This window comes from Pseudomonas sp. GW-45 (assembly GCF_056896675.1).
This window is the reverse complement of sequence record NZ_CM167674.1, coordinates 1,553,766-1,571,576: the sequence shown is the minus strand read 5'-3', so window position 1 is coordinate 1,571,576 and position 17,811 is coordinate 1,553,766. Positions and strand designations below refer to the sequence as shown.

Here is a 17,811-nt window from a genome sequence, read left to right as displayed (position 1 = left end):
ACAAAGGCAAATGAGCTATTTTGACCAGTTGGTCCGCGCGACTCAGGGCCAGCAGCTGTTCGATTACCAGCCGACAGGCCAGGTTCAGCGCTGCCAATGCGGACAGGCCGTGTTCTTCAACAACACCAAGTGCCTGCGTTGCGGCTCAGAGCTCGGTTATCACCCACTGCAAACCAGTTTGTTCAGCCTGGAACCAGCCTCCGAAAAAGGCCTCTGGAACCTGCAGAAAGACACCACAGAACCCAAACGCAGCTACCAACGCTGCCAAAATCTGACTGCGCCGGCTGCCTGCAACTGGCTCGTCACCGGCAATAGCTCCGAGCCCTTCTGCCTTGCCTGTGCGCTAAACGAGACTATTCCCGACCTGAGCCTGAATGAGAATGCCGAGCTCTGGCACGAAACAGAAGTCGCCAAGCGACGATTAGTCGCCCAGTTATTGATGCTCGGGTTGCCGGTCATCCCGCGTAGCGCAGACCCTCAGCAGGGTATGGGATTCAAGTTCTTGCGCCAGCAACCCGGTGCTGACCCGGTTATGACCGGACACATGGACGGCATCATCACGCTCAACATAGACGAGGCAGACCCGGCGCATCGTGAGCGCATGCGAAAGAACATGCACGAGCCTTATCGCACCTTGCTGGGCCATTTTCGGCATGAAAGCGGCCATTATTACTGGGATCGGCTGGTGCGCGACACACGCTGGTTAGAGCCCTGCCGCGAGCTCTTTGGCGATGACCGCGAGGATTATCAGCAAGCCTTGAAACGTCACTACAACGACGGCCCGCCAGCCAACTGGAAAAACCATTTCATCAGCAGTTACGCCGCAACGCATCCCTGGGAAGACTGGGCTGAGACCTGGGCTCACTACCTACATATGACCGACACATTAAACGCGGCGCTGGACTTCGGATTACAGCTAGACACTCTGACACTGCAGACCGACCCCTTCGACAGCAGCCAGCTGGCGGCGCATGAACAGGGTGAGGATGATCGCGCGCGGTTTCTTGCGTTCATTAACCGTTGGGTGCAACTGAGCAGTGTGCTTAATGTCTTGGCGCGCAGCATGGGGCAACAAGATATTTACCCCTTTGTGCTCACCGTCGACAGTATGCGCAAGCTCTACCTGGTGCACTCTGTTGTGGCCAGCGCCGGCCAGGCCGCTCCCTTGGCCGCAGCCGACACTTCAATCAAGCCGCGATAACCGGGATTAGCTTGGGCCGCATCGGGCTATCAGGTAACGGAGGCAAGCCATGGGCAGCTCTGGCTTGCTGGCAACCCGGGCTGTCCTCACCGTATTCGCCGTGAAACGGAAAGTCGCGGCATGGACTCGAGCGTTTCTCATAAATGCTGCACCGCACACCGTCGCCCACAGTACCTAGCAAAGCGACACAGCGCGGCTTGGGCTGATTGGTGCCCTGCATGCAGGAACGGTACGGGGAAATTTGTTCGGTAAGCTGGGTGGGTACGTCACCGCCGGGCGCGCTATCTGTCTCGCCCCAATAGAAAGAAACCCTGAAAGTGGCGCAGCAAGCACCGCAGTTCAGACAGGGCGAATTTTCGCTCATTTCATCGCAATCCTCATTTGCTTCGGTGCCGCTTTTTACACCTATTCCAGGGCTTTCCACAATGAGGATTTGCGTTTACAGGCAAGTATTTTCAGAGGGCCTATCCACACGCTGCATAAGCTGTCATTCGCAGGCTACAGAGGTTTCTGTTGAGCCGCGTTACGGGCTAGTATCAAGTCTTTGATCAACCTATGGAATTTCCAATGGAGCAGAACAATAGTGTTGCCGGCATGGACCTCAGCCGCCTGGATCGCATCGGCGATCACCTCGACCGCGCCTATCTACAACCGGGCAAGTTGCCGGGTACGCTGACACTGGTTGCTCGCCGTGGCGAGATTACCTGGATCAAGGCGCAAGGGCTACGCGATGTAGAACGCCAGTTACCGGTAGAGCGCGACACCCTGTTCCGCATCTACTCCATGACCAAGCCGATAACCTCTATTGCCCTGATGCAGCTGTATGAACAAGGCCGATTCCTGCTGGATGAGCCTGTGCACAAGTACATCCCGGCCTGGAAAGATCTGCGGGTGTACAAGACCGGCAGCTATCCGCAGATGCTGACTACCCCCACGCAGCGTCCAATGACCATCCGCGATCTGCTCACGCACCAGTCCGGTCTCACCTACGGCTTTATGAATCGCACCAACGTGGATGCGGCTTACCGCAGCCTGAAGCTGGACGGCGGCCCAGGTCACACGCTGGACCGCTTGATTGATGAGTTGTCACGGTTGCCCCTCGAGTTTTCCCCCGGCACAGCCTGGTGCTACTCGGTGGCAACCGACGTGTGCGGCTATTTGGTGCAGCTGCTCTCCGGCATGAGCCTGGATGATTACTTCAGCAAACACATTTTCCAGCCACTGGGCATGCCGGATACCTTCTTTACCGTGCCGCAAGAAAAGCTATCTCGCTTTGCTGCCTGCTACCAGTATCAGCCGGGCGACACCTTCAGCCTGCAGGATGACCCGCAAAACTCGTCCTTTGCCAAAGCACATGGGTATTTGTCAGGCGGCGGCGGACTGGTTTCTTGCATCGACGATTATTATCGTTTTTCCCAGGCCTTAGCCAACGGCGGTGAGCTCGATGGCGCACGCATTATCGGCCGCAAGACGCTGGAATTTATGCGCATGAACCATCTGCCAGATAACAAAGGCTTGCCTGACGTCGCCATCGGCTCGTTCAGCGAAACGCCTTATGACGGTACGGGATTTGGTTTGGGGTTTTCGGTCAAGACTGACGTCGCCAAATCGCAGACCAATGGCTCGGTGGGTGAATATGGCTGGGGCGGTATGGCCAGCACTAACTTCTTCATCGATCCGGAAGAAGACCTGCTGATGATCTTTATGACGCAGCTGATTCCGTCTTCTACCTATGCGGTGCGGCAGGAGTTGAGGGCGATCATTAATGGGGCGTTGGTGGATTAATCGTTTTTTTTGGTGAAAAAAAATGACTGAGCTGGATACAGATCTCTAATTTCCAGCTTATTACCGCTTTCGCCTCTAGGCGAGCCAAGGGGGGCATGCTTGCCCATGCCCCCTTAGCGATCCCCCAGGGCACCCAGCTGCGCGGCCCTTCGGGTTCGCTGCGTTGCTCAAGCTGCCGGGGGCACACCTAGCCGGCCGCTCACAAACTCGGCGCTACGCACCTCAGACACCGCGAGCATCTTTTTCCCGACACCTTTGCGCTACTCGCCCGCTCAGATGGGACGTTTTAGGCTGTGCAGCAGCGGGTTTTGAGGTCCAAGGTTGGACCAAACAACCAAACCCGAAAACCACGCCGTGCTCGACCAGTGATTGCCCGTTCCAAGCTGTCGAGTAACGCAGGGGTTGGGCGAATAGCGGGGCGGACTGTTTGAGCGAAGCGAGTTTCCGCGACGCCGGCTAGGCGCCCCCGCTCAACACCGAGTAACGCAGAGAAGCCGCAGGCCAGCTTGGTGGGGGCCCAAGCTGGTCGCGACCTTTCTTTTGGTTACTTTTCTTTGGCCACGCAAAGAAAAGTGACTCGCCAGCGAGGCGAAAATCGGGCTCAACCGAAACAAATAAATCATATGCAACAAGGACGTAGCTTAGATAGATCATCAAGATCCACAAAACAGGTGTCACCCATGTATTTAAATAACGAGCCTAACAAAAGAAAGGCCCAATAGATCAGCAAACAACACAACCTTCATCCAACTGTAATGCTTAACGGCTAGGGTAATGACACAAAACACCCGAGCCAATCATGACCAACGCGCTCCACCAAATCCAACGCCACCTCCCTGAACACACCCAGCTGGAAAGACTGCTGCACCAGGCCGCACGCCACATTCGAGTAACCACCCCGCTACATGTGCCTATCGGCGATATCGACATTCCTGTACGTGTTATCGAACTGGGTAGCCGCTCCCCCAGCGCGCCGGTAATCGGCTTCTTTGGCGGTGTGCATGGCGTCGAGCGAATTGGCACGCAGGTGCTGATTTCCTGGCTGCACAGCTTGGTACATCGCCTGGATTGGGATGATCAACTGCGTGAGCAGCTGGAGCGCGTGCGATTGCTGTTTATGCCTATGATTAACCCGGGTGGCATCTGGCATCACCGGCGCAGCAACCTCAATGGCGTTGACCTAATGCGCAACGCTCCGGTGGACGCGATGGGGCCAGTGCCTTGGCTGGTCAGTGGGCATCGCATCAGCAACCGGCTGCCATGGTATCGCGGCAAGCTGGGTGCGCCGATGGAGGCCGAATCCGCCGCTGTAGTGCGAGTAGTGCAGGAACGCATGCACCAGTCACCTTTCGCTATCAGCGTGGACTGCCACAGCGGCTTTGGACGGCGTGATCGACTTTGGTGTAGCTACGCACGCAGCCACAAACCTATAGCGCATATTGCCGAGGTCCTGAGTCTCAAGCGGCTGTTTGAGCAAACCTATCCAAACCATCACCCTTACATCATCGAGCCGCAGTCGATCAATTACACCACCCACGGCGACCTTTGGGATCATCTGTACGACAGCTCATTGGAAAGCCATCCAGACAATCTGTTTCTGCCCTTCACGCTGGAAATGGGCTCTTGGCTCTGGGTACGGAAAAACCCACGGCAGATGTTCGACTACTTCGGTTACTTCAATCCGGTCATCAGCCACCGTAAAGAACGTGTGCTACGCCAGCATTTGCCATTATTCGAGTTTCTCACCAATGCCACACGTTGCTGGCGCAACTGGACGCCGCGCCCTGACCAGCGTGAAGAACTGACCCGGCAAGCGATCGAGCAGTGGTTCATAGAGCCTCAATAACGCCATCGTTCCGACCTCAACTTGTCACACAGCCTTGCCATCATCCCTTGCGTTCATATCAATCTGAGTCAGCAAAGGGAGCAATAACATGGCTGGTTTTACTCGGCGGGATTTTTTACGTGCGTCGGCATTCGCACTCGGTGGCGTGGTGGTATCCACCGGTTTACAGGGTTGCCTTAGCAGCAGCTCATCGTCGTCAGACCCCGCAGTTGAGCGTAATTTGGCATTCGAGCATGGCGTTGCGAGTGGTGATCCACTAGCAGATCGCATCATGGTCTGGACGCGGGTCACACCTTTGGATGCATCAACTGCGGATATTGAGGTCAGCTGGGAGGTCGCCAGCGACCTAGCCTTCACTGAGCTGTTGCACAGCGGCAGCGCCAGCACCGGCGAAGCCCGCGATTTCACGCTGAAAGTAGACGTACAAAACCTGACGCCAGGCCAAAGCTATTACTACCGCTTCAAGGCCAACGGTGCAGTTTCGCCTGTCGGAAAAATGAAAACCCTGCCCGCCGCTGGCATCGAACAAGTGCGCTTTGCCGTGCTGTCGTGCTCTAACTTTCCGGCCGGCTACTTCCACGCCTACGCGCAAGCCGCACAAGAATCCGAACTCGACGCCGTGCTGCATCTTGGCGACTACATCTACGAATACGGTACTGGCGGCTACGCCACAGAAGACGCCGCCGCATTGGGCCGCAGCCTGCCCAGCGATAATAACGGCGAGCTGTTCAGCCTCAGCGACTATCGCAAGCGTTACGCCTTGTATCGCACCGACACAGACCTGCAAGCGCTGCACGCCGCTGCGCCTTTTATTGCCGTTTGGGACGACCACGAAGTCGCCAACGACACCTGGATGGACGGCGCAGAGAATCACAACGAGGGCGAAGGCGACTTCACCGAGCGTAAGCTGGCAGCCCTGCAGGCGTACTTTGAGTGGTTGCCGGTACGCCCAGCCAGCGAAGATGACGAACTAACCATTTACCGCAGCTTCGATTTTGGTGATCTGGTCAGCCTGCACATGCTGGATACCCGCATCATCGGCCGCGATGAACAACTCAACTACGCCAATTACTACACGCCCAGTGGATTCGATGCTGCGCGCTTTACCGCCGATGTCAGCGACAGTAGCCGAAGCTTGCTCGGCCAGTCGCAGATGAACTGGCTACAGAGTCAGATCGCCGTGTCCAGCGCTACGTGGCAAGTGCTCGGCCAACAGGTGTTAATGGGCCGCATGCTATTGCCAGCAGAAATGCTCACCGCGCTCGCCAATCCCGCCGGCGCAGACCTGGGGACTGCACTTACCGAGCTGGTTACCCTCAAGCTGCGGGTACAGGCCGGTGACCCCACACTCACGCCAGCCGAGATTGCCCGCGTGCAAACCGTCATCCCCTACAACCTGGACGCCTGGGATGGTTACGCCTACGAACGCGAAGTGATTTTTGGTCTTGCGCGCAGCCTCGATAAAAACCTGGTGGTGCTCGCGGGTGACACTCACAACGCCTGGGCCAATAATTTACAAACGTTGGCCGGCGAGCCTGTGGGTGTTGAGTTTGCTACCGCAGGCGTTACGTCACCGGGGCTGGAAAGCTATCTCGGACTGCCCGCAGAAGCCATGCCACAGGCAGAACAGGCGATTACCTTGCTGGTCGACGATCTACAGTATCTCAACGCCAATCAGCGCGGTTATTTGCTCGTTACCTTTACTGCAGATGAAGCTCGCGCAGACTGGCGCTACGTCAGCACCATCAAGTCCCGCGACTATGTAATGGACACTGCCCGCAGCAAAGCACTCACCACCCTGCCCGGTCGCACCAATCGCACGCTGAATCCGATTGTGTAACCCAAGCAAGGGGCTGCTTTATCAGTTAATTCAACGCAGTAAGGGCTACATTTACAGTGCCACTTAACACCCTATACCCATTTAGGGTATAAGGGCGCTATGAAGATCCCTACACGTTTGCAACCCCTGGTAGAAGACGGCCTTATTGATGAGGTCGTACGCCCCCTGATGAGCGGCAAGGAAGCCGCCGTCTTCGTCGTGCGCTGTGGTAATGAGATTCGCTGCGCCAAGGTCTACAAGGAAGCCACCAAACGTAGTTTTAAGCAGGCAGTGCTCTACCAAGAGGGCCGCAAGGTGCGCAACTCGCGGCGCGCACGCGCCATGGAGAAGGGCTCCAAGTTTGGCCGCGACCAACAGGAATCCTCCTGGCAGAACGCCGAGGTAGACGCACTCTATCGCCTCGCAGCCATCGGCGTACGGGTTCCTACGCCCTATGGTTGTTTCGACGGCGTGTTGTTGATGGAGCTGGTAACCGATGACGAAGGCGGAGTCGCGCCGCGCCTCAACGACGTGTCCATGTCAGTCGAGCAAGCCCGCGAAGACCACGTGGTCGTGATGGAGTACGTAAAGCTCATGCTCTGTGCCGGCCTGGTGCACGGTGACCTATCCGAGTTCAACGTACTGGTAGACGCCTATGGTCCGGTCATCATCGACCTGCCTCAGGCGGTAGACGCCGCCGCCAACAACAATGCCCGTAAAATGCTGGATCGCGACGTGCGCAACATGACCGAATACTACGGCCAGTACGCCCCAGATCTGCTTGAAACCCGCTACGCCGCAGAAATGTGGTCGCTCTACGAGGAAGGCAAACTCACACCTGAAAGCGAGCTTACCGGGCACTTTGATGACCCTGAAGGCGATGCCGATGTCGACAGCGTAGTAGCCGAAATTCGCGCAGCCTTTGAAGAGGAAGAAGAGCGTCTGGAACGTATGCGGGACGCCGACGAAGACGATTAAGTCTGCGGATGTGATGGTTGCAGCGCAGCTGTACCAAAAATGGCTACCGTTCGGGAGGTCCGCCCACCATTATAGGCTGGCCTCCCCTACCTTCAGTCAAACCTCCAACAACGAGCCACTCAGCTTAAAGGCTGTCTCAACCACCTCTTCTACAGGCGCTCGGTATTGAGTGGCCATCCAGTGCAGCGCAATGTGGATGACGCCGCCCAGAACACCCGCCAACAGCAACTCATCGCTCAAGTCTGTTTTCTGCCCAGGGCTGGTGAACATCCGCGCCATATCGTCACTCGTCGCTTTCAATGCTTCGTCAATGGCGCAATCGACCGCTGGGCTGATACCGCGAATTTCGATCAGCAGTAGGCGTGCAATCAAGGGTTTATCCTTGAGCGATTGAAAATAAGCCAAGAGCATCGCCTTGCTCCGCGCCGCTGGGCTGATGCCCGCCGCCTGTGCAGCGTTCGCATTCTCCTCCCGCAGGCGCCGCGCCGCCTGCTCGTAGCAGGCAATCAGCAACTCATCACTATGTGAGAACGATTCGTAGAAGTAACGCTGAGTTAATCCCGCGGCATCACAAACCTGCTTTACCCCTGAATGGCGATAGCCGTTGCGACCGTATACCTCAGTAGCCGCGTCGATCAGCAACTGACGCCGCTCGGCCTTGCGCTCTTCTACCCCGGTACCGCGGTAGCGTCTTTTGGCTGTGGTGGTTGTATTCATGAATTGAATTCTGACAATTTAGATTGCCAAATTGTAAATGACAATTTAGATTGTCACCACCACCCATTAACGGGATACCACCATGAGTGCATCACAAAAACAATTTCAGCCGACTCCTCTGGACGTTCTCATCATCGGCGCGGGGCTTTCCGGCATTGGTGCCGCACGCGCCCTGACCGACCAGTGCCCAGACAAGCGTTACCTTATTCTTGAGCGCCGCGAAGCCATCGGCGGCACCTGGGATCTGTTTCGCTATCCGGGCATCCGCTCCGATTCAGACATGTATACCCTGAGCTACAGCTACAAACCCTGGACTCATCGCAAAGCAATTGCCGATGGCGCAGACATCAAGAGCTATATAGAAGACATAGCCGAAGAATCCGGCATTACTCACAACATCCGTTTTAAGCGAAAAGTCACCAACGCCAGCTGGTCGACCGCTGATGCCCTTTGGACAGTGACCGCTGTACACACTGACGCCCAGGGCAATGAACAAGAAGAGACTTTCCAGGCACGGCTGCTGTCGGTGTGTGCCGGTTATTACAGCTACGATGAAGGCCACCGTCCCGAGTTTCCGAACGAGAAAGCCTTTAGTGGCGAGATCGTGCACCCCCAATTCTGGCCTGCTGACCTGGATTACAGCGGCAAGCACGTTGTCGTCATCGGCAGCGGTGCTACCGCCGTTACGCTGGTGCCTGCGATGGCGCAAACCGCTGCCCACGTCACCATGTTGCAACGTTCACCCAGCTATATAGCATCACGCCCCCAGCGGGACGCCATAGCGCAGACGTTGCAAAAATGGTTACCCATGCAAACGGCGCACTCGTTGACTCGCTGGAAGAACGTGGCGTTGACCGCCTTTTTTTACCGCGTTGCGCGCAATAAACCTGATATGTTCAAAGAGCGGCTGATCCACATGGCTAAAACCCAGGTCGGGCCAGACGTGGACATGAAACACTTCACGCCGTCCTACAAGCCTTGGGATCAGCGTCTTTGCGCCGTGCCTGACGGTGATCTGTTCCATGATCTTCGTGCCGGCCGGGCCTCTGTTGTCACCGACACCATAGAGTCCTTTACTGAAAAGGGTATTCGCCTGACCTCCGGCGAAGAGTTGCAAGCCGACATTATCGTCACCGCCACCGGCCTCAAACTGAATGCCATGGGCGACGTGAAGATGACCATAGATGACAAGCCTGTGGCCTTCGGCGATTGCATGTCCTACAAGGGCATGATGCTGAGCGACATTCCCAACCTGGTTTTGACCTTCGGTTACACCAATGCCTCTTGGACGCTCAAGGCTGAACTGACCTCCAACTACACCTGTCGCCTGCTGCGCTATATGGACAGCAAAGGCCATCGCATCGCAGTCGCACGGCGCGACCCATCGGTGGGTATCCAACCCTTCCTCGACTTCACCTCGGGCTACGTGCAGCGCGCCGAAGGGATGCTACCTAAACAGGGCGACCGTAAACCCTGGCAGGTTCATCAAAACTATTTCGCAGACAAAATGACCATCCAGTACGCTCGCGTAGATGACGGCGTCATGCAGTTCCAATAATAAGGATAAAAAAATGCAGGTACAGAATTGTGTTGCCGTACTGACCGGCGCAGGTAGCGGTATCGGTCGCGCGCTCGCGCTGGCTTTAGCTGAGCAGCAGTGTCATTTGGCTTTGGCCGACCTCAATGCTGGTGCACTGGCAGAAACCGCTGCGCTGGCTCGCGCCAAAGGCGTGCGGGTGAGCGAACATCCGTTGGATGTTGCCAGCCGCGCAGCCGTTGCCGCCCTACCCCAGGCGGTCATGGCAGAACATGGCCAGGTTGATCTGGTGATCAACAACGCCGGTGTCGCCCTCGGCGGTAACTTTGAGCAGGTCAGCATCGAGAACTTCGACTGGCTAATGTCGATCAACTTCGATGCCGTGGTGTGCATGTGTCGCGCGTTTCTGCCGCTACTCAAGCAACGCCCAGCCGCCCGCATCGTCAACGTCTCCAGCCTGTTCGGGCTGATCACACCTGCAGAGCAGACGGCTTACTGTGCGAGCAAATTTGCGGTGCGCGGATTTTCCAATGCGTTGCGTCTGGAGCTACTCGATACCCCAGTCGGCGTAACCGTGGTGCACCCCGGTGGTGTTGCTACCGCCATTGCTACCAGCGCGCGCTCGCCCGAAGGGACTACAGAACAACAGCAGCAAGAAAAAATGGCGCGTGCAAAACGGCTGCTACGCATGCCGCCGCCCAAGGCAGCGCAGATCATCCTGCGCGCAATTGAGCGTGACAAGGCCCGCGTACTGGTTGGTAACGATGCGCGCATAATCTCGTGGCTGGAGCGGCTGATGCCGGTCAACTACTGGCGATTACTGCCCGGTATTGCGACCAAAACCGACTGATACCGCCCAACAGCACAAGGACTTAATCGTGAGTTATCTGTTCAGCACCGTTGTCATAATCTTGCTGGTGATTGTCGCCGGTCTTTTTTTATTCACGCTATTCATCAAAAAACGCGTAGAGCTGGGTATGCCACCCGAAGGCCGATTTTTACAAGTTCAGGGCACCCGGGTGCATTACCTTGAACAAGGAACCGGCCCCTGCATTTTGATGATCCACGGCCTCAGCGGCGTCGCGCAGAACTTCGGTTATCAAGTGATGGGCGAACTAGCCCGAGATCACCGGGTTATTGCGGTAGACCGTCCAGGCAGCGGCTACTCGGTACGCCACCCGCGCTCGTCAGCCGCGCTTGATGTGCAGGCCGACGTGATGGCTGGCGCGATAGACGCGCTCAAGCTTGACAAACCGCTCATTGTGGGCCATTCACTCGGCGGCGCTGTGGCGCTGGCAACCGCGTTGCGCTATCCAGACAAAGTCTCAGGTTTAGCTTTGGTCGCCCCACTAACCCACATGCCAAGCGAAACCTCAAAAGCCTTCGCCGCGCTGAATATCCCCTACCCTTGGCTGCGGAAACTGGTCGGCTGGACCTTGGCTATACCACTGTCCATTCGCAATCGCGAAAAGGTAATGGATATCGTCTTCGGCCCCGAAGCAGCGCCGGAAGATTTTCCACTGCGCGGTGGTGGCTTTCTCGGCATGCGGCCTAGCCAGTTCGTAGCCGCCTCCACCGATATGCATGCGCTGCCTGATGTACTTCCGACGATGCAGCAAAGCTATGGCTCGCTCAAGCTACCGGTAGGAGTGCTCTATGGTCGTCAGGATCGTATTCTGAATCCACAGGAGCAGGGTCAAGGGCTAGTAGATGCTTTGCCAGATACAGAGCTGGAGCTGATCGATGGCGGTCACATGCTGCCGATCACACAACCCCAGGTGACCAGCGAATTCATACGTCGGGTGCTGTTGAAGGTTCAGAACGCCTGACCGCTACTTGTCACTAAAGCCAACTAAGCCACTGCTAGCCTAACTAGCTAGCAGTGGCTTGCTTCTCCTAAGGACGACCAATCCTGTATCTTTTGTATACACATCTTTCCGCTATTTTGTGAACCAGTCGACGAGTCAGCTTCATTTTCAGCGAAAAAGTGAACCTTGTGCGTTATCGGCTGGTCATCTATGTGTCTATTTTGCATAAACCACAGTGAGAGGATGTCGTTATGAAACTATGGAAAATTACCGCACTGGGTGCCATTGCCATGCTGGGTGTTGTTGGTTGCTCCAACGACCATATCATCCGCACTGAAGATGGCCAGATGATCCAAAGCAATGAGAAGCCCGAAATCGACGAAGATACCGGGATGATGGAATACGAAGATGAGCAAGGCTACGATAACCAGATGAAGCAAGACGACGTTAAAGAAGTCATCGAGCGCTAGGTTATTATTTTGGGCTGGCCACTGCGCCAGCCCAAAACTTCTTTTCTTCCCTTTCGTACCCCCGCTTCATCTACTGCTCCCTACGTACGCCCTCTGTTGTTCAGCATGATTTTGCATGCAACTCTCAAAAAAACAGATCCCGCATTACTCCTTGCAGCTTTTCTGAAAATTACGTCTATTCTTGAAAATGTAATAACCACAACAGCAGGAAAGCTTGATAACCGTACAGGAGCGTTACCATGAAGCATGCAATCCTTGTCGCCTTTGCACTATTCGCGGCCATCACCATGACGGCGTGTTCCAGCGAGTACATCATCGCCACTAATAGCGGCGAGATGATCACCACCGCTAATAAACCTAAATTGAACGACAACACTGGCATGGTTGAGTACGAAGACGCCGAAGGCCGCAAAGCCAACATTCGACAGGAAGATGTGAAGTCTGTCATAGAGCGCTGATTATCCCAGAGCGATGGCGCGCGGCTAAAGCGCCATCGCTTAATACTCTCCTCTCTCTTGTTTTCCCTGTTCTCTACTATTCTTGCCGCTTGAATCCGCTGTAACCACAGACCCATTTTACTCTGCCCACTCGCTAGCGGATCGGAGGCCAATATGAGTTATATCGATGGATTTATCGTGCCCGTGCCACGGCCAAACGTGAGCATCAGGTGATCTCATCATGAGAAAGGAGTGGGTCGTGCGAAGTAGTATCCCTGCTGGAAAAACACTCCCGCGTCGTGCAGCCAGGTCCGCTCATCTTCCGTCTCAACGCATTCTGCAATAATTGTAATGCCAAGGGTCTTTGCTAATGGCACAAGACCTGTTACCAGATTCTGGGCACGCGGATCCAGCGCCGCCGCGCGGATAAAAGAACCATCGAGTTTGAGCTTATCAAGCGGATATTGCCAAAGGGAAGACAGCGACGAATAGCCCACGCCGAAGTCATCGGCCGCAATCTGAATCCCGCGTTGGTGTACTGCCTTTAAAGGTTCCAACATCATTTCCGGTGAACCGAATACTCTCTCGGTAAGCTCCAGGGTCAGCCAGCCAGGCGGCAACCCGCTACGCATCAAGACTTTGTCCAGCTTGTTTAAAAAGTCCGGGGCAACAATGGTATTGGCTGTAATGTTGACAGCCACAGGCTTGCCCATGGACATCGCTTCATGACACGCGCGCTCAAGGACCCAAAGATCAAGATTGACGATAAACTGCATTTCTTCGATCACTGGAATAAAGTGTCCGGGCAGGATCATCCCCCGCCACGGGTGTTGCCAGCGGATCAGGGCCTCCGTAGACACGGTTTCCCCGGTTCGCGTGTCAACCACAGGCTGGTAGTAGAGTTGAAACTCGCACTCACTAAGGGCCCGGTGGACTTCGGCCGGCACCCAGCTATAGGCTAATACATGGTCCTCTTGAGCGAGGGTGAATAACGAGTAGCTGAGGCCGGAACGGCGGGTTCGTTCAAGGGCGATGGTGGCCCGCCGCTCCAGATCCTTTGCCGTTGAGCCGTCTTGGGGAAAGCGGGCGAGGCCCATATTGAGGCGAAGCATGAACTGCAGCAGGCCAACCTTCAGTGGTTCATCGAACAACCGATCCATGGCCTGCATACGCTCAGCGGTATGATCGTCACTTTTATGGCGGATGAGTAGAATAAACTCGTTGCCCCCTATCCGGCCAATGCTCTCACCCTCGGCTAGCGAACGCGTGATGCGTCCGACAGCCTGATGGAGCGCGTGATCACCCAGATCCTGGCCCAGGGCTTGGTTAATGCGCCTCATGCCTACAATTTTAAGCCGAAGAACGGCCCATTGGGCGCTGGGATGGCGGTGGAATATTTCTTCAGCTTTTGCAAGGGTCACCCACCGAGCTGGAATGCCCGTAGCCCGGTCAATCTTGGGTATTTCGCCCATGCTAACCTTCTGGTCCTGGTCGTCATCCATTGCAATGGCTAACGCGATCACTTCCCGGCCTCTCGTCGTATTCACAGGGATGAGTTCCCAGGCTACATCCTTGCCACCAACTCTCTGGCGACAACTCTGTAGATCGCCTTTTAAAGCCTTGGTGTGGGCCTCTCGAAGGCCACGGTTTCCCGTTGTTTCGGGGAATAAGTTGTCGATGTTTTCCCCTAGCGAATGCTGGTCTGAATCAAGAATCTTGTCGATATTGTCGCCACCGCCGGCCATAAGCACGCCAGCACTGCTGAGCAAAAGCTTTACACCGGGGGTATCTTCGATTGGAAAATCATCGAGGAACCTGTTCGGATCCCATCCCAATGTGCCATTCGGCATCGGTTTGATTCCTTGATTGTGACGTGAATACGTACAGGGAAGTATGGCACCAATACCAGCGAGTGTATGAGCACCGCTAAATCGACATCTTTATTCTTATAATCATCCCTTAAATTCGGTGCACTCGTAATTCGCGTTCTGCGGCCAAACGGAGAACGACATAAAGAAATCACCGTACAGCGAGCCGCAGGCCGTCAAGATCCTGAAAGAGGTCGAAGGCGGTCGCCTTGGTCAAGGGAGTGCGTCGGGAGTACGGGATCTCCGATGCGTTTTACTAAAACCGGAAGCCGACTATAACTGACAAGGTGTTATGCCCGGTTGCTTACAGCCAAACTTGATGACTGGCGCGTCGCCCAAGTAGCCAAAACCGTATGGATGGGCCATGGCGCGCTGGAATATATTGAAGCGGTAGGCGATGACGTACCGGAGGGTAAACTCACCTCTTTTCCGATGAGCGTGAAACTGGAAGAAGGTGAAGTTGTCGTGTTTTCCTGGATTCGCTACACCTCGCGGGAAGAGCGTGATCGCATTCTTGCGCTCGTGATGGCCGACCCAAGATCGCAAGACCACATGAGCCCCGAATCGATGCCCTTTGACGGCAAGCGAATGATTTTTGGTGGCTTCATAATCCTTGTTAGTTAAATACTATCCCTGCGCGTAATCGCCCGCGCGCAGGGATTTCACTAGATGGGCCAATAACTCAGCCCATCAACAACGAGCGTCTCGCTCAGCGCACCACTACTCGTCAACTCATGCCACTCTTAGTGCGGCAGAAAAATGATCAGAAGATACTTGATGCAATACCCGTCTTTACCAGTTGTACTTCACCTCAGCGGTAACCACCCGGCCCCCTTCGTAAAAGCAACCTGTCGAGGAGATGCACCAGGATACGTATTCCTTGTCCATCAGGTTATTAGTTTTTAATGACAACTGCGCACCGTCCATCGACTGACTCAAAGCGCCCACGTCATAACTCAACGCGGCATCAAACAAAGTGACGCTGGACGATTCGAAGTTATTGGCCACCTCGCCGAAAGACTCACCGATGTAACGCACCCCGCCGCCCAGCCCAAGCCCGCGCAAAGCGCTGTTCTGGAATATATAATTCAGCCAGGCACTGCCCTGCTTGTTCGGAACAAAGGGCTGCTCATTACCTTCTATCGCCCGGTTGCCGTCTTTGGTAATTTCACTGTCAGTCAGGGCATAGGCCACGCTGGCATCCAGCCCTCGCGCAAGCGCCATTTTGCCTTCCAACTCCAGCCCCCGTACGCGCACTTCACCGGTCTGCGAGCGGACATTGGTGAGTGCATCACGGGTGAGCACTTCTTGTTGAGTCAGATCATATACAGAGAGCGCCAACAAGCCGTTTCCGGAGGCTGGCTGATAGCGAACACCCAGTTCGTACTGCTCACCTTCGGTGGGCTTCAATGCATTGCCGGTCGCATCTACGCCGGCCGTAGGGGCGAAGGATTGCGAATAGCTGGCATAGGGCGCTATGCCGTTGGCGAACTCATAAACCACGCCCAGACGACCGGTAAAGGCCTCGTCATCCTGATCTACCGTGTTGCTGGTGCCGGCCAGCACATCGGTGGTTTTGCTCTCGGCCTTCGCCATGTCGTACCGACCACCCAGATTGAAGGTCCAGCCGCCCAGATTCAGCTCCTCCTGCAAATACAAGCCAGCCTGATAGCGGTCCTGCTCACGGCGCGTGGTCAACGGCGGCTTTACCGCATCGCCGGTGTATTCCAGCGTGGTCAGATCAATGGGGCTGACGCTGAGGCCCTGGAAATGTTCATCGTAGGTGGCGTCTTCTTTCTGATAGTCGAAGCCGACTAGCAAAGTGTGATCTGCCGCACCGGTAGCAAAGCGTGCAATGGCCTGGTTATCCACAGTGAAAGAGGTCGAGTCCTCCGGGAAAGCCCAGGCATAGCGCACCAGATTGTTACCGACCAGGGTGTAGGCTTGAACCCGCTGGGTGTAAGTATCCACCCGCGAGACGCGCAGATTTTGACGTAGCTGCCAGACGTCATTGAGCTGATGCTCAAACTCGTAGCCAGCCATGAGCTGCTCATTGCTGAAAAAGTCGTAACCTGGCTCGCCAATGAAGGTGCTGGCCTCCAGTTTTCCGTAGGGTGAACCGCCATAAAGGGTGCCTACCGCAGGCAATGCCGGTTGCGCACCGCCGCCATCAGAGTCGATATTCTGGTACTGGGCGAGAAAGGTAACCTGGGTGACATCATTGATGATCCAGGTCAGCGACGGCGCAAGGAACTGCCGCTCCTCACTCAGATAATCCACCCGCGAGTCAGCCTCACCCAACTGGCCGACCAGGCGGTATAGCAGATTACCGCTCTCGTTCAGCGCGCCACCCAAATCAAAGCCTATCTGCTGAGCATCGTAACTACCGTACTGGGCATATACCTCATGGACGGCATCCGCACTCGGGCGCTTGCTCACCATGTTGATCATGCCACCCGGCGAGTTCTGGCCATACAGCACCGAGGCAGGGCCCTTGAACACCTCGACCCGCTCCAACCCATACGCGGCAATCTTCGGCTGCGCGTAACCCAATACGCCAAAAGGAAGCCGCAAGCCATCGAGATAGCGCCCGGGGGTAAAACCCCGCACAGTGAACCAGTCGTGCCGCACGTCGGAGTTACCGTACTGGCTCACTAGTCCCGGCGTGTATTGAAGGGCTTGGGTCACGTTGGTCGCACCGTGTTCATCCAACTCTTCACGAGTCACTACATTGACCGCTTGTGGGGTACGCATCAGCGAGGTGCCGGTCTTGGTCGCGGTGGCGCTGCTGGTGGCCACTATGCTGCCAGCTGACTCAGTGGGTGACCGGCCATTACGGTTACCCATGACAGTCACCGCTTCCAGCAATGCCGCATCGCCCACTTCTGGGCTTAGCACATACACCCGGTTGCCTCGCTCGGCAGCACTCAAACCGCTGCCCTGCAGCAAGCGAACAAAGCCTTCGTTAACGCTGTACTCACCCGATAGGCCAGCCGAACGCAGGTCGTCGGTCAGGGCTGGTTTAAATTGCACCGTGACGCCCGCCTGGCTGGCAAAGTCAGTCAGTGCATTAGCCAACGGGCCAGGCGCTACCTGATAGCTGTGGCGCGTAACGCCGCTACTCGCGTTGCTGCTCTGTGCATACAGCTGCGGTGCTACTGTGGCCAGTGCGATGGCCATCACCACGGCGCGTACCGGCAGCATTGCCGGCGTAGAGAGAGCGGTCTTTCGGCGGGTCGAGTAATGCGTCATTCCATAGATTCCTGAAACTGAGAAAAATGAGTTGTCTATGGGAATGACACGCGAGACTCAAGAAGGGGCCAGATCACCGCGAAGTTTTTTGCG

The 17,811-nt window shown here is 55.8% G+C and carries 15 protein-coding genes and 1 pseudogene; 12 read left to right on the top strand and 4 right to left on the bottom strand.

The genetic code is table 11. The annotated features are described in order from the left end of the window. Window positions 1–10 precede the first annotated feature (10 nt). The gene (locus AC1XYH_RS07140) at window positions 11–1,201 is read left to right on the top strand and encodes a zinc-binding metallopeptidase family protein (protein WP_483325936.1); all 1,191 of its coding nucleotides are present in this window, start codon (window positions 11–13) and stop codon (window positions 1,199–1,201) included. Here the strand turns inward: AC1XYH_RS07140 and AC1XYH_RS07135 are convergent. Next, window positions 1,188–1,565: a YkgJ family cysteine cluster protein gene (locus AC1XYH_RS07135; protein ID WP_483325935.1), complete on the bottom strand. Its 378-nt coding sequence runs from the start codon at window positions 1,563–1,565 to the stop codon at window positions 1,188–1,190. The two genes, AC1XYH_RS07140 and AC1XYH_RS07135, sit on opposite strands and share 14 nt — an antisense overlap. A gap of 203 nt (window positions 1,566–1,768) precedes the next feature. Here AC1XYH_RS07135 and AC1XYH_RS07130 point away from each other — a divergent pair, with 203 nt between their 5' ends. From AC1XYH_RS07130 to AC1XYH_RS07115, 4 genes are all read left to right on the top strand, one after another. Further along, complete coding sequence (locus AC1XYH_RS07130) at window positions 1,769–2,986, top strand: serine hydrolase domain-containing protein (protein ID WP_483325934.1); 1,218 nt, start codon at window positions 1,769–1,771, stop codon at window positions 2,984–2,986. Window positions 2,987–3,785: 799 nt separating this feature from the next. Next, window positions 3,786–4,832 (top strand): DUF2817 domain-containing protein, encoded by a 1,047-nt coding sequence (locus tag AC1XYH_RS07125; protein ID WP_483325933.1) that lies wholly within the window; start codon window positions 3,786–3,788, stop codon window positions 4,830–4,832. An 88-nt stretch (window positions 4,833–4,920) separates the two neighbouring features. Beyond that, complete coding sequence (locus tag AC1XYH_RS07120; protein ID WP_483325932.1) at window positions 4,921–6,672, top strand: alkaline phosphatase D family protein; 1,752 nt, start codon at window positions 4,921–4,923, stop codon at window positions 6,670–6,672. A gap of 99 nt (window positions 6,673–6,771) precedes the next feature. Then, on the top strand, window positions 6,772–7,629 hold the full coding sequence (locus AC1XYH_RS07115; RefSeq protein ID WP_483325931.1) for a PA4780 family RIO1-like protein kinase: 858 nt from the start codon (window positions 6,772–6,774) through the stop codon (window positions 7,627–7,629). 96 nt (window positions 7,630–7,725) lie between these two features. On the opposite strand, the gene AC1XYH_RS07110 is transcribed toward AC1XYH_RS07115, so the two are convergent. Beyond that, window positions 7,726–8,346, bottom strand: a complete 621-nt coding sequence (locus tag AC1XYH_RS07110; protein WP_483325930.1) for a TetR/AcrR family transcriptional regulator — start codon at window positions 8,344–8,346, stop codon at window positions 7,726–7,728. A gap of 82 nt (window positions 8,347–8,428) precedes the next feature. Here AC1XYH_RS07110 and AC1XYH_RS07105 point away from each other — a divergent pair, with 82 nt between their 5' ends. The 5 genes from AC1XYH_RS07105 (at window position 8,429) to AC1XYH_RS07085 (ending at window position 12,619) form a co-directional block, all read left to right on the top strand. Continuing rightward, window positions 8,429–9,904, top strand: a complete 1,476-nt coding sequence (locus tag AC1XYH_RS07105) for a flavin-containing monooxygenase (protein ID WP_483325929.1) — start codon at window positions 8,429–8,431, stop codon at window positions 9,902–9,904. Between the two features lie 13 nt (window positions 9,905–9,917). After that, window positions 9,918–10,733: an SDR family NAD(P)-dependent oxidoreductase gene (locus AC1XYH_RS07100; protein ID WP_483325928.1), complete on the top strand. Its 816-nt coding sequence runs from the start codon at window positions 9,918–9,920 to the stop codon at window positions 10,731–10,733. Between the two features lie 28 nt (window positions 10,734–10,761). Continuing rightward, complete coding sequence (locus AC1XYH_RS07095) at window positions 10,762–11,712, top strand: alpha/beta fold hydrolase (RefSeq protein ID WP_483325927.1); 951 nt, start codon at window positions 10,762–10,764, stop codon at window positions 11,710–11,712. Between the two features lie 230 nt (window positions 11,713–11,942). Beyond that, window positions 11,943–12,161: a YgdI/YgdR family lipoprotein gene (locus AC1XYH_RS07090; protein ID WP_483325926.1), complete on the top strand. Its 219-nt coding sequence runs from the start codon at window positions 11,943–11,945 to the stop codon at window positions 12,159–12,161. 239 nt (window positions 12,162–12,400) lie between these two features. Then, window positions 12,401–12,619, top strand: coding sequence for a YgdI/YgdR family lipoprotein (locus AC1XYH_RS07085; RefSeq protein ID WP_483325925.1), 219 nt, complete (start codon window positions 12,401–12,403; stop codon window positions 12,617–12,619). A 218-nt stretch (window positions 12,620–12,837) separates the two neighbouring features. On the opposite strand, the gene AC1XYH_RS07080 is transcribed toward AC1XYH_RS07085, so the two are convergent. Next, window positions 12,838–14,448 (bottom strand): putative bifunctional diguanylate cyclase/phosphodiesterase, encoded by a 1,611-nt coding sequence (locus tag AC1XYH_RS07080; protein ID WP_483325924.1) that lies wholly within the window; start codon window positions 14,446–14,448, stop codon window positions 12,838–12,840. A gap of 160 nt (window positions 14,449–14,608) precedes the next feature. Between AC1XYH_RS07080 and AC1XYH_RS07075 the strand changes: the two are divergent. Both AC1XYH_RS07075 and AC1XYH_RS07070 read left to right on the top strand, forming a co-directional pair. Then, window positions 14,609–14,723 (top strand): annotated as a pseudogene (locus AC1XYH_RS07075) (IS3 family transposase); the annotation flags it as partial. A 43-nt stretch (window positions 14,724–14,766) separates the two neighbouring features. Further along, the gene (locus tag AC1XYH_RS07070; RefSeq protein WP_483325923.1) at window positions 14,767–15,090 is read left to right on the top strand and encodes a DUF1428 domain-containing protein; all 324 of its coding nucleotides are present in this window, start codon (window positions 14,767–14,769) and stop codon (window positions 15,088–15,090) included. Between the two features lie 168 nt (window positions 15,091–15,258). Here AC1XYH_RS07070 and AC1XYH_RS07065 read toward each other — a convergent pair whose 3' ends face one another. Beyond that, window positions 15,259–17,718, bottom strand: a complete 2,460-nt coding sequence (locus AC1XYH_RS07065; RefSeq protein ID WP_483325922.1) for a TonB-dependent siderophore receptor — start codon at window positions 17,716–17,718, stop codon at window positions 15,259–15,261. Window positions 17,719–17,811: the final 93 nt, after the last annotated feature.

Coding starts and splice junctions, on each gene's coding strand:
- AC1XYH_RS07065 (WP_483325922.1), bottom strand. CDS start 17,718: ATGACGCATTACTCGACCCGCCGAAAGACCGCTCTCTCTACGCCGGCA.
- AC1XYH_RS07140 (WP_483325936.1), top strand. CDS start 11: ATGAGCTATTTTGACCAGTTGGTCCGCGCGACTCAGGGCCAGCAGCTG.
- AC1XYH_RS07115 (WP_483325931.1), top strand. CDS start 6,772: ATGAAGATCCCTACACGTTTGCAACCCCTGGTAGAAGACGGCCTTATT.
- AC1XYH_RS07110 (WP_483325930.1), bottom strand. CDS start 8,346: ATGAATACAACCACCACAGCCAAAAGACGCTACCGCGGTACCGGGGTA.
- AC1XYH_RS07080 (WP_483325924.1), bottom strand. CDS start 14,448: ATGCCGAATGGCACATTGGGATGGGATCCGAACAGGTTCCTCGATGAT.
- AC1XYH_RS07105 (WP_483325929.1), top strand. CDS start 8,429: ATGAGTGCATCACAAAAACAATTTCAGCCGACTCCTCTGGACGTTCTC.
- AC1XYH_RS07120 (WP_483325932.1), top strand. CDS start 4,921: ATGGCTGGTTTTACTCGGCGGGATTTTTTACGTGCGTCGGCATTCGCA.
- AC1XYH_RS07085 (WP_483325925.1), top strand. CDS start 12,401: ATGAAGCATGCAATCCTTGTCGCCTTTGCACTATTCGCGGCCATCACC.
- AC1XYH_RS07090 (WP_483325926.1), top strand. CDS start 11,943: ATGAAACTATGGAAAATTACCGCACTGGGTGCCATTGCCATGCTGGGT.
- AC1XYH_RS07125 (WP_483325933.1), top strand. CDS start 3,786: ATGACCAACGCGCTCCACCAAATCCAACGCCACCTCCCTGAACACACC.
- AC1XYH_RS07135 (WP_483325935.1), bottom strand. CDS start 1,565: ATGAGCGAAAATTCGCCCTGTCTGAACTGCGGTGCTTGCTGCGCCACT.
- AC1XYH_RS07130 (WP_483325934.1), top strand. CDS start 1,769: ATGGAGCAGAACAATAGTGTTGCCGGCATGGACCTCAGCCGCCTGGAT.
- AC1XYH_RS07100 (WP_483325928.1), top strand. CDS start 9,918: ATGCAGGTACAGAATTGTGTTGCCGTACTGACCGGCGCAGGTAGCGGT.